General features: G+C 66.5%; 8 protein-coding genes. 6 read left to right on the forward strand and 2 right to left on the reverse strand.

The window, feature by feature from the left end; all coding sequences use genetic code 11:
* Window positions 1-48: 48 nt before the first annotated feature.
* The 4 genes from epmB (at window position 49) to ACXAF3_RS12280 (ending at window position 7,210) form a co-directional block, all read left to right on the forward strand.
* Complete coding sequence (gene epmB / locus ACXAF3_RS12265) at window positions 49-1,074, forward strand: EF-P beta-lysylation protein EpmB (RefSeq protein WP_475112597.1); 1,026 nt, start codon at window positions 49-51, stop codon at window positions 1,072-1,074.
* A 202-nt stretch (window positions 1,075-1,276) separates the two neighbouring features.
* Entirely contained in the window at window positions 1,277-2,929 is a 1,653-nt protein-coding gene (locus tag ACXAF3_RS12270; RefSeq protein ID WP_475112598.1) for a hypothetical protein, read from the forward strand.
* Window positions 2,930-3,039: 110 nt separating this feature from the next.
* Window positions 3,040-5,127, forward strand: coding sequence for an EAL domain-containing protein (locus ACXAF3_RS12275; protein ID WP_475112599.1), 2,088 nt, complete (start codon window positions 3,040-3,042; stop codon window positions 5,125-5,127).
* A 124-nt stretch (window positions 5,128-5,251) separates the two neighbouring features.
* Complete coding sequence (locus ACXAF3_RS12280) at window positions 5,252-7,210, forward strand: M1 family metallopeptidase (protein WP_475112600.1); 1,959 nt, start codon at window positions 5,252-5,254, stop codon at window positions 7,208-7,210.
* Between the two features lie 311 nt (window positions 7,211-7,521).
* Here ACXAF3_RS12280 and ACXAF3_RS12285 read toward each other — a convergent pair whose 3' ends face one another.
* Window positions 7,522-8,829: an erythromycin esterase family protein gene (locus ACXAF3_RS12285; RefSeq protein ID WP_475112601.1), complete on the reverse strand. Its 1,308-nt coding sequence runs from the start codon at window positions 8,827-8,829 to the stop codon at window positions 7,522-7,524.
* A gap of 168 nt (window positions 8,830-8,997) precedes the next feature.
* On the opposite strand from ACXAF3_RS12285, the gene ACXAF3_RS12290 reads away from it, so the two are divergent.
* The gene (locus tag ACXAF3_RS12290) at window positions 8,998-9,123 is read left to right on the forward strand and encodes a hypothetical protein (protein WP_475112602.1); all 126 of its coding nucleotides are present in this window, start codon (window positions 8,998-9,000) and stop codon (window positions 9,121-9,123) included.
* 16 nt (window positions 9,124-9,139) lie between these two features.
* Here the strand turns inward: ACXAF3_RS12290 and serB are convergent, their stop codons facing one another.
* The gene (gene serB / locus ACXAF3_RS12295; protein WP_475112603.1) at window positions 9,140-10,258 is read right to left on the reverse strand and encodes a phosphoserine phosphatase SerB; all 1,119 of its coding nucleotides are present in this window, start codon (window positions 10,256-10,258) and stop codon (window positions 9,140-9,142) included.
* 107 nt (window positions 10,259-10,365) lie between these two features.
* Between serB and ACXAF3_RS12300 the strand changes: the two genes are divergently transcribed.
* Window positions 10,366-11,463 (forward strand): hypothetical protein, encoded by a 1,098-nt coding sequence (locus ACXAF3_RS12300; protein WP_475112604.1) that lies wholly within the window; start codon window positions 10,366-10,368, stop codon window positions 11,461-11,463.
* Window positions 11,464-11,784: the final 321 nt, after the last annotated feature.

Here is an 11,784-nt window from a genome sequence, read left to right on the forward strand (position 1 = left end):
CGAAGCTTTGCCCTGTTACAATGCGCGCTTTTTCCACCCGGGGATTCCATGACACAAAACGCAGCCGCAACCGGTGATATTCCTGCCAGTGAGCGGCGCCGCTGGCAGGATGAAATGGCGGATCTGGTGACAGATCCGCGCGAGCTGATCCAACTGCTGCAACTGGATGCGCGGCAGCTGCCGGCCGCGCTCGCCGCCAGCGGCGAGTTTGCCCTGCGCGTGCCGCGGCCCTTCCTGAAGCGGATGCGGGTCGGCGACCCGCGCGACCCGCTGCTGCTGCAGGTGCTGCCCGGCGCGCCGGAACTGCAGCCGGCCCCCGGCTTCAGCGCCGATCCCCTCGACGAGGCGGCGGCGAACCCGGTGCCGGGCGTGGTGCACAAATACCGCGGCCGCCTGCTGCTGATCGCCGCCGGCCAGTGCGCGGTCAACTGCCGCTACTGCTTCCGCCGCCAGTTCCCCTATGCGGACAACCACCTGAGCCGCCGCCAGTGGCGGGCCGCGCTGGACTATATCCGCGCGCGGGGCGAGTTGCGCGAAGTGATACTGAGCGGGGGCGATCCGCTGGTGCTGGGCGACCGCCAGCTGGGCTGGCTGGCCGCGGAGCTGGCGCAGATTGCGCAGCTGGACAAGCTGCGCGTGCACAGCCGCCTGCCGATCGTCGCGCCCAGCCGCGTCACCGACGAGCTGCTCGCCTGGCTGACCGGTTCGCGCCTGAAACCGGTATTGGTGCTGCACTGCAACCACGCCAACGAAATCGACGCAGAGGTGCGAGCGGCCACGGCCAGGCTGCGCGCCGCCGGTGTGACGCTGCTGAATCAGTCGGTACTGCTGAAGGGCGTCAACGACAGTGTCGAGGCGCTGGAAAACCTGAGCGAGGCGCTGTTCGCCGCCGGTGTGCTGCCCTATTACCTGCACCAACTGGACCGGGTGCAGGGCGCGGCCCATTTCGAGGTCGCCGACGATCGCGCGCTGCATCTCGTCGAGGCGCTGCGGGGGCGGCTGCCCGGCTACCTGGTGCCGAAGCTGGTGCGCGAAATTCCAGGAAAGTCATCTAAGTCGCCGCTCACTGGCTAAAAAGGGCTATTCCCGCGTCAGCGGCCAGCGATGTAGTTCGCAATATAGGCGCCAATATCGACTCGCGCGCCTTGTCCGCCGAATGGCTCGCTTCATAATGAAGTGAAACACCAGCGGATGGTCAATTGCGATGCGGGAAGCTGTACAAGAAATGGCTGCCGCGCCTGCAGCCGAACCACAAAAACTTTTCAGCAGGCTACAGTTGCCGGCGCTGTCTCTGCCGTCACTCAGCTGCGGTTGCGCCAGCGAACGGCAACTGTTCCGCTGGCTCGAACAGTACGACCTCCAACCCTATCAGCCCGCCGACCAGCTGCGCCTGGCCGGACTCCTCTGTGGCCTGACTGAAGAAGTCGCCCAGTGGCGGGCGCCTGCGAACCGGCGCCTGGCGATGCTCGAGCTGCTGCGCGAATACGCCCTGGCCTGCGTCGACGCGATGGCGATTCAGCGCGCGGTTATGGTCAAGGCGCAGACCGCGGAGCTGCGCAATACCGTGCTCGCCGCGGTGCGCCTGCTGCAGCGGCAGGGTGCCGCCTTCGCCGGTGTCGCCGCCCAGCTTTGTGGCGAGGGCGGCCTGGCGCTGCTGCTGCGCGAGCGGACTGCGCGCAGTCTGCAGCGCGCGCTGGACAGCCACGCGCGGACTGTCCGTGTCACCTCCCTATTCGGCCTAGGCACGCCGGAGCACTGCTGGCGCAATATGCAGATACTGCTGCGCCTGGCGCAGCTGCAGAGGCTGGCGGAAAAGAACGTCGGCGATGCGCTGCACGCGCGCGGCAAGTGCAGCGTTTCGGCCGCCTATCTGCAAGTGGCGCTGTTTGCCAGCGCCAACCCGGCGCAACTGGAGGCGGGTGAGCAGGAGCAGCTGTGGAACCTGGCCCGGGACTGGAGCCGCACCGCGAAGATTGCGCACAACTACTCCGAGCGGCACAACGGGCTGCTCGCATGCCTGGCGCTGGACCAGCCGCCGGTGCCGGCGAACCGCCTGGGCAGCTGCAAGGTGGACCTGCGCCACTTCACCGAGCCGATGGGCTGGAAGGTCGATCTGTCCGGTGTGCTGGCGCTGCTGGAAAAGCAGCTGCAGCGGCGCCGGGATCCGCTGTTGGAAAAGTTGCATCGGGCCTGGGCGGCGCAATCCGGGCGCAGCGAGCGCCGCCGGGCGGAGGAGCAGCAGACCTGTGAACTGGTCGTCGGCATGGGGGCTATCTGCCACCACCTGGGTGCCGCCGCCCCGGAAGGGCAGGCGGCTGCGGAGCGCTTTTTCCAGTGGCGGGAGCCTGACAGGCCCCACCTGTGCCTGGATGTGGACTCGGTGGATTTTCACTCCGGTGAGACTGTTGGTGAATACGATGTGGTTCTGCCGCAGGCGCCGAGCCTCGGCAGGGAAGCGCGCGCCCGCGCGCAGGGGCTGGGCAAATCCCATGAGCGCTACCGCCCGCAGGAAGCCAACGTGCGAAACCGCAGCGGCCACGGCGCCGGCCTCAGCCTGCCGCGGTCCCAGGGCGAGCGATTGCGGGTCGGCGAACTGGTGGGTATCCGCCTGGGGGACCAGTGGCAGGTGGCCGTGGTCCGCTGGCAGTACTCGCTGCCGGACCACAGCCGCGCCGGCGTCGAGATTCTGGCGGCCGAGGCGCTGCCGGTACAGGTGCAGCGCCACACGGTGGCCGGCCACCTGTCCGCGCCGATCGCCGGCCTTCTGGTCAGGGCGGCCCCCGGAGACAGGCCCGAACTGCTGCTGCCGGTCCCACTGTTCAAGAGTGGCGACAGCGTGGAAATGCTGGCGCAATCCGAGTCGCAGCCGCTCACGCTGCAGCGGCAGACGCTCGCCACCGCCAGTTTCGCCCGCTTTGAATTTGTGTGACTTGAGTCGCGCCGGCGCCTATTGAGTACTCTTGTACGCACCCACTGCCGGCCCATACACTAGCGGGTTCGCGGTAGCGGTACTGCCGCAGGTAGGTATAAGAGTAAATAATGAGCAGCAACGACACCATTCGACTCCTCCTGATTCACGACACGCCCTCTGAAGCGCAGCGGCTGGTGAGCATGCTGCACAATGCCGGCCGCCCGAACCGCGCGCAGCACGTCGCCAGCGAGGCGGCGCTGACCAAGTTGCTGCAGGACAAGACCTGGGATCTGCTGATCGCCGCCGAGAACAGCACGCAGCTGCCCCCGGCGCAGGCTCTGCGCACCATCAGTAAACTGCAAAAAGACGTTCCGGCGATCCTGTTGAGCGAGCGCAGCGGCGCCCAGCCGGTGGTGGAGGGGCTGAAGCTCGGGGCCAGGGACGTGGTCACCGTGGACGAGGACCAGCACCTGCTGCTGGTGATCCAGCGCGAGATGATCGCACTCGCGGACCGCCGCCGCGCGCGCCTGCACGACCGCCGCTACCACGCCACGCTGCAGCGCGCCAAGGAGCTGCTGGACAGCTCCAAGGACGCCATCGCCTATGTTTCCGACGGTCTGATCGTCTATGCGAACGATTCCTTCGCCGAGCGCTTCGGCTACGCCAGCAACGAGGATGTCGAATACCAGCCGCTGATCGATATGCTCACCGAGGGCGAGCGGGAAGAGGCGCGCGAGTTCCTGAAACAGTGTGCGATCGACAACAACGAGGTGGAGGCGCGGGAGTGGAAGTTCACCGCCAAGAGCGCCTCAGGCAGCCAGATTCCAACCCGCGCCGAGGTGCTCGCCACGGTTTACGACGACGAGCGCTGCCTGCAGGTGCGCATCGCCGCCCGCGGCGGCGACACCGAGCAGCTCGAAGCCCAGCTCAGCGACATCAAGAACCGCGATCCGCTCACCGGCCTCTACAACCGTCAGCACTTCCTGCACCTGCTCGCGTCGGCGATCAAGTCCGCCGCCGGCACCCAGCGCACCGGTGGCCTGATGTTTATCGAGGTGGACCGCTTCGAGGAATCGGTGCAAAAAATCGTCGGCGTGGCGGGCGCCGATGCGCTGCAGAAGAAAATGGCGGAGCTGCTCCAGTCCAGCCTGCGCCGCGGCGATATAGTGGCTCGCTACGGCGATGAGAGCTTCTGCCTGCTGATGCCGGACACGACGCCGGACAGCGCCGAGCAGCGCGCCGGAGAAATAGTGCAGAAGATTTCCGACACCATCTTCGAGGCCGCGGGCAAGACACTGCAGGTCACCGCCTCGGTGGGTATTTCGCTGTTGAGCGAAGCCTCCGGCAGTGCGCAGAAGGTGCTGGACCAGGCCCTCGCGGCCCACGACCAGGCGCTGCAGAAGAGCGACAAGGGCGGCGCCGTGGCCCTGTACGAGCCGGACACCAGTCAGCAGGAAGACGCCGATACCTACCGGCGCGCGCGCGTGGTGCAGGCGCTGGAAGCCGGCAAGCTGAAGCTGCTCTACCAGCCGATCCTGAGCCTGCAGGGCACCGGCGAGCAGATTTACGAGGTGCTGGTGCGGATGATGGATGGCAAGGAGGAGCTGGCCCCGGTGGCCTTCCTCGAGGCCCTCGGCGACGCCGGCCTGTCCACCAAGATGGACCGCTGGGTGATACTGACCGCGATCAAGTCCGCCGCCGCCCAGCGCGCCGCCGGCAAGGATGTCTCGCTGCTGCTGCATCTGACCGCGGCCTCGCTGACAGACAGCGGCCTGCCCGCCTGGCTGGGGGTGGCCTTCAAGGCCGCCAAGGTGCCGCCGAAGTCGGTGGTCTTCCAGCTGCGCCAGGAAGATATCACCAGCAATCTGCACGCCGCGCGCGATTTCACCAGACAGGTACAGGAACTGGGCTGCCGCGTGGCCGTCTGCCATTTCGGCACCGGCCTGAACCCGTTCAAGGCGCTGGAGCATGTGAAGGTGGATATCGCCAAGGTGGATCCGTCCTTCGTGCGCGAGGTCCAGGACGAGGGCGAGAGCAGCGAGACGCTGGCCAAGCTGGTGCAGCAGCTGCGCGAGGCCGACACCCGGGTGATAGTGCCGCATATCGAACAGGCCAGTATGCTGCCGACCCTATGGCAGACGGGCACCGACTATATCCAGGGCTACTATGTGCAGGCACCGGCGGAAGAGATGAATTTCGATTTCAGCCTGGAATAACCCGCCGGGATCGGGCGAACACAGAGTTCGCCCCCGACGAGCCCGCTTTTCCTCATTCATCATTCCGACCGGCTCCTGTATCCTGTGCCGCGATTAGAAGCAGAATACATTTTGGAGCCAGCCCATGTTGCCCCGCTTACTCTGTACCAGTCTGTTTGTCGGCGCCCTCGCCCTTGCGGGAGGTTGCTCAAAATCTGAACCGCCGAGCCGGCCGGCGGCCGACACCGCGGACGCGGCGAATACGGAAAGTGCCGCGCCCAAAACCGCGCAGAAAGCGCAACAGGTGCCCGAGTCCGGTGTCGACTACCACTCTTTCGCCAATACCGACGACTACCGGGTAGAGCACATCGACCTGGACCTGAACGTCGACTTCTCGCGCAAAGTGCTCGAGGGCGAGGCGAAACTGCAGGTCAAGCGTCTGAACGACAAAAACCCGCCGCTGATCCTCGACACCCGCGGGCTCGAGATAGAATCCGTCAGCGCCGGCCACGGCGGGCAGATGGCGCCGGTCGAGTTCAGTATGGGCAAGAAGGATGATCACCTGGGCACACCGCTCGAGATCAAACTGCCGAAGGACGCCACCAGTGTCGCGATCCGCTACCGCACCTCGCCGGACGCCTCCGGCGTGCAGTGGCTGGAGCCGCAGCAGACCGCCGGCAAGAAGCACCCCTTCCTGTTCACCCAGGCCCAGGCCATACACGCGCGCAGCTTCGTGCCGCTGCAGGACTCGCCCAAGGTGCGCGTCACCTACAAGGCCACCATCCGCACGCCGAAAGAACTGCGCGCGGTGATGAGCGCGAACAACGATCCGCTGGCGGAGAAGGACGGCGTCTACGAGTTCGAAATGCCGCAGCCGATTCCCTCCTACCTGATCGCGCTGGCGGTCGGCGACCTGGAATTCAAACCGATGGGCGAGCGCACCGGCGTCTACGCCGAGAGGGAGCTGCTCGATGCGGCCGCGGCGGAGTTCGAGGATACCGAGTCGATGCTCGAGGCCACCGAGGAGGTCTACGGCCCCTACCGCTGGGACCGCTACGACCTGCTGATACTGCCGCCGAGCTTCCCGTTCGGCGGCATGGAAAACCCGCGCCTGTCGTTTATCACCCCGACCGTGATCGCCGGCGACAAGAGTCTGGTGGCGCTGATCGCCCACGAGCTGGCGCACTCCTGGTCCGGCAACCTGGTCACCAACGCCAGCTGGCGCGACCTGTGGCTGAACGAGGGTTTCACCACCTACCTGACCAACCGCATCATGCAGAACATCTACGGCGACGAGCGCTACAAGATGGAGATGGCGCTCGGCTACGACGACCTGCAGGCGGACCTGAAGGACAAGCCGGACAGCGACGAGATCATGGCCATCGACCTGCGCGGCCGCGACCCGGACGAGGTGTTCTCCAATATTCCGTATGAGAAGGGCTCGCTGTTCCTGTACGAGCTGGAGCAGAAGGTCGGCCGTGAAAACTTCGACCAGTTCCTGCTGGACTACTTCAACCACTTCGCCTTCCAGAGCATCACCACCGAGGATTTCGTCCAGTACCTGAACGAGACCCTGTTGAAGCAGTACCCGGACAAACTGGACGCCGAGCGCATCCGCCAGTGGATCTTCGAGCCGGGTATTCCGGAGGGCGCGCCGCAGCCGCAATCCGACGCCTTCAGCAAGCTGGATCCGGTGCGCCAACGGTGGCTCGATGGCGAGATCGAGGCCAGGGATATCGATACCGGCGACTGGACCTTCCACCAGTGGAAGTACTTCCTCGACGGCATGCCGGAAAAACTCAGCGACGAGCAGCTGCAGGAACTGGACAGCGCCTTCGGCCTGACCGAGTCGAAGAACAACGAGGTCGCGTTCAGCTGGCTGATGATCGCGGTGCGCAACGACTACCAGCCGGCCTTCGCGCGGCTGGAGGATTTCCTGACCAGTATCGGCCGCAACAAGTTCCTGCGCCCGCTGTACCGCAATATGGTCGAGAGCGGCAAGAAGGATGAGGCCGCGCGCATCTTCGAAAAGGCCAAGCCCGGCTATCACCCGCTGACGGTCAAGGTGAACAGCCGCGTGATTTACGGCGACAGCGAGCGCTGACTGGATCGCCTGCAGTTGTGATGGGCACGCTTTGCTTTGCCCATCCTATTAGCCGTCGCCCGCGAAATACTGGCGCAGGTGTGTGAATCTGCTGGTATTTAGCGGGCTCGCGCCAGCCAGCGGCTGGCGGCGGCAGCCCCTTGTGCCGCGATTAACCCGGCAATATTTATCGCCGGGTTAATACTTGGCCTTCGAATTTTCTTTTGATTCGGGCGCAGGGTGGGCAAGGGCGTGCAGCGGCGCGCCCATCGCGACCCCACCGCGGAGATCCCGGCTAGCAGGCTGCTGAAAAAGTATTTTTCGGCAGCCTGCTAAAAGCCCCAGGGATAGGTATCCGGCGGCGACACCTCGCTGGAGGCCTCGATATTCAGCGGGTGCAGCGCCCGTGTCTGTTCCAGGTATACGAAGGCGTCGTAGCGGCGCGCCAGTTCGGTCGGCACATAGTTGCCCCACTCGCGCTGCGGGTTGTACACGACGCCCACCGCGCGGTGTCCGCGCGGCTGTGTCAGCAGCTCTGAATCCTCGCTTCCGCGCAACAGCAGGTAGCCGTCCCCGCCCAGCGCGCGCTGCAGCGCGCCCTCCCAGGAGTCTTCCGCGGCGGCGGGCAGCGTCATCTTCTGCCGCGCGCCGCCCCAGCGCTCGCCGGCCAGCACTTTGCCGCGGTGGCAGCCGAAGCCCACCAGGCGCACCCGCTCCGGGCCCCACTCCTCGCGCGCAAGCTGGCCGATATTGTGCATTCCGCGGCGCTGCATATCGGTCGCGCGGGCGTCGCCGATATGGGTGTTGTGGGCCCAGACAATGGCCCGCGCATCGGCGCCGTGGTAGCGCATCAGGCGGTCCAGCGTGTCCATCATATGGGTGTCGCGCAGATTCCAGGAGCCGGGGCCGCCCATCATCATGGTGCGGTAGTAGCGCTCCGCGCTGACCATCACGCGGGCGTTCTGCTCCGCGTCGAAATCGCCCTCCGGGTCCTGGTCGTAGCGCGAGTGGTTGCGCGCCAGGCGCAGCAGCAGGCCGACGGCTTCATCCGCGCAGTTGTGGGGGGATACTGCGGTGTGGCGGGCATAGCGCTGCTCGTCGCGCCCGTAGGGCTGGAAGCAGTCGAAGACCCGCTCGGCGACCGGCATCGATTGCGGGTCCGTGTCGCGCAGGTGGCGCATGATCGCGTCCAGGGACTCCCACAGGCTGTACACGTCCAGGCCGTAGAAGCCCACCGCCCGCCCGCCGGTGTTGTGCCGGCGCAGCCAGTTGGCGAAGGCCACCATCTCCCAATTGGCCCACATCCAGGTCGGCCAGCGGTCGAAGCCGCGCAGGGCGGTTTTCACCCCCTCGCCGGACTGCGCGTAGGACTTGATATAGCGGTTGACGCGGTAGCAGTCGGGCCAGTCCCCCTCCACCGCGACAAAGTCGAAGCCGTGCTCCTCGATCAGCCGGCGGCTGATCGCCGCGCGCCAGACGTAGAATTCGGAGGTGCCGTGGGAGGCCTCGCCGAGCATGACGATGCGCGCCTCGGCCAACTGCCGGACCAGCGGCTCCAGGTCGGCGCGGCCGCGCAATGGGTGCTGCAGTGCGCGCAGTTCTTCGATCAGGGCGGCGTCGTTGTTGCTGGCGGCGGACATAGGTTCGGCGGCTTTCGGCGGTTGGCTCCTGTTGTGAGCATAGTTTTTTAACCGCGGTCGCGCGCCGGTAAAAAATTGGCGTAGAATCTTCCTTTGCACTGTTCACCCCGGAACCCGGGGCGTAATCTGAAATCCGATAAAAACCGGCGCTCGCGAAGGGAGTTTGATATGACGAAACGGATATGTTTGCTGCTGCTTCTGGCTCTGCTGACGGTCAGCTGCAGCGGCGGCATCGGCGTCTGCACCGACGACAATCGCCCCCGCCCGCTGCCGTTCCCCCACGCGCTGACCTGACCGGGCGGCGGCGCCGCTAGCGGAGTTTTTCGATCTGGCGGTCGTTCAGGCCGAATAGATACAGCGCCGCATCCAGCCCGAAACTGTCGATGGACTGAGGGGCCTCCAGCCGCACCTTGGGCTTGGGGTGGATGGCGATGCCCAGGGCGCCCAGGTTCAGCATCGGGATATCGTTGGCGCCGTCGCCGACGGCGACGACCCGCTCCAGCCCCAGCCCCAGTTCACCCGCCATCCGCTGCAGCAGTTCGCGCTTGCGCATGCCGTCGACGATCGGCTCTATCACGCCGCCGGTCAGGGCGCCGTCGTTGAACTCCAGCTGGTTTGCGTGGACGAAATCCACCGGCAGCCGCTCGCGCTGCAGATATTCGGCGAAGTAGGTAAAGCCGCCGGACAGTATCGCGGTCTTGCAGCCCAGTGCCCGCAGCGCGCCGAGCAGTTCCGCCGCGCCCTCCTTCAGCGGCAGCCGCGCCGCTATCTCCGCCAGGCGCCGTTCGGAGAAGCCCTTCAGCAGCGCCATGCGCTTTCTGAAGCTCTGGCGGAAGTCCAGCTCGCCGCGCATCGCCGCCTCGGTAATTTCGGCCACCTGCGGCCCTATGCCGGTGATCTTGGCCAACTCGTCGATGACCTCCGCATCGATCAGGGTCGAATCCATGTCGAAGCCGGCCAGGGCGGGCACCCGCTGGCTGCTGCCCGGCTGCAGCACCAGGTCGGCGCCCAGCTCCCGCGCCAGCTGCAGGCAGGCGTGTTTGGCGGGGGAGAACTCCAGCTCCGCGTCCAGTTGGAAGCGCAGCACGGTGCGCTCGCGGCGCTGCGCCAGCGTGTCCACGGCGGCCACCGGCCAGCCGCGCCCGGTGAAAAAGCGCAGCAGCCGCTGCAGTTGCGACAGGCTGGCGGCGGGGGAGAGCAGGGTGACGCACCAGGGGGCGGTGACCGCGGCCGGCGCCTCCGGCAGCGGCGACAGTTCGCCGCGGCTGGCGCCATCGAAGGGCGCGCCGCCGACGTACTCGAGCCCCAGGCGTGCGTCGCCGCCGCGCGCGCGGTCATAGTCGAGGTAACGCAGGGTGCAGTCGCTCGGGCTCAGGGGGATTTGCGCCAGGGGCAGGTGGAATTCTTGTGATATCGGCTCGCGGCCCATGGCGCTCTTCCCTGGGGTTGCAGAAAGTGGAGGCGCATTATAGCGCCCCGGGGATTCTTCGCTAAAATCGACGCACTCAAACAGCCATAAAAATCACACCGCCGCCTATGTTTGCCGCTATTCTCGCCAAGGGCCGGAGTCTGCCCGGATTGATCGCCCGCCTGCCCCAGCGCAATCGGCAGCAGCTGCTGGCCGGCGCCATCTGGCTGGTGCTGGCGCTCTTCTGTGCCGCTGCTCTGGGGCACTACTACGGCCAGCAGAAATCCGCGGCCATCGCCCGCGACCGCGCCTCGGCCGAAGCCGCCGTCGCCTTTCTCGCGGGGCAGAGCCTGGAGCGCATCGTCGCCGGAGACCGCATCAGCATGGGGCTGCTGGCCCAGCAGCTGCTGGCGCTGCCGGCGGTCAGCGGCATCACCGTGCAGGATGTGGAATCCAATATCCTGGCCCAGGTCGGGGAGCCGGAGCAGGGCGAGCGCATCAGCGCACCGGTGGTACTGCACGACAGTATCGCCGGCAGCGTCACAGTGACCTTTCAGCCCGGCAGCGGCGTCGGCTTCCCCTGGGCCAGCCTGTTGCTGTGCCTGGTGTTCGCGCTGCCGTTCAGCGCCGCCGCCGCGCTGGCGGCGGGCGCGCTCTCTGCGCGCGGTGGCGCCGCGCGCGGCGTGCTGCCGGTGGTGGAGGTAGGGCCGTCGCCGCAGCCGCGACCCGAGCCGGAAATTTCGGTGGGTCTCTATATCCGCCCGCTGAACTGGGCCCAGTTGGGCAACCAACTGAGCCGCAGCGCGCTGGAAAAACTGCAGCTGGAACTGGAGGAGCGGCTGCAGCTGCTGCGGCGCATCTACGACGCGCGCCCACTGCGGCACGCCGGTCCCCAGCAGGGGCTGGGTTTCTGCGGCGAGGACGCGGCCTTCCGCGCCGTCTGCTGCGGCCTGCTGCTGCGCGAGCTGCTGAGCGCGGGCCGCGCCGCCGGCCTGCAGCTGGCGCTGGCGGTGGTGCCGGCGCGCCCCGACGCCTGCGACTTCTCCGGCGAACAGCTGCTGGCCCGTGCCCGCGGCCTGTCGCTGCACGCGGATCTGCTCGAGGATCCCGCCCTGGCCGGGCGCATAGAGCATCACGGCGACAGCTGGGGCGCCGAAGTGACCGGCCTGGCGCCCAACTACCAGAAGCTGCTGGACAATCAGCTGCGCCAGCTGCTGAGCGCCTAGGGAACCTCTGAATAATTCCGCGATACCTCTGGCTTGCAGAGCGGTTCACAATCAAGGCGCGGCTTCGCAGGAATGTCTAGACCTTTCAAGAAGCCGCAACGCAGAGTGTGAATCGCTCTGCAAGCCCCGCAGGGCGGGGCCTGAAGGCCGCATCTGCGGCGTTGCAGCTCTTGCAAAGGGCTGGGCCATTCGCGGCGAGCTGCGCCTAACAGCTGCAGCCTTCAGGTTCCGCAGAGGCATTGCGGAATTATTCAGAGGTTCCCTAGACTTCTCCGAAATGGTCCGAGAATCCGGTGACCAGGCGCCGGGTGCGGGTCCGAT

This window comes from Microbulbifer sp. ABF4_143 (assembly GCF_056160225.1).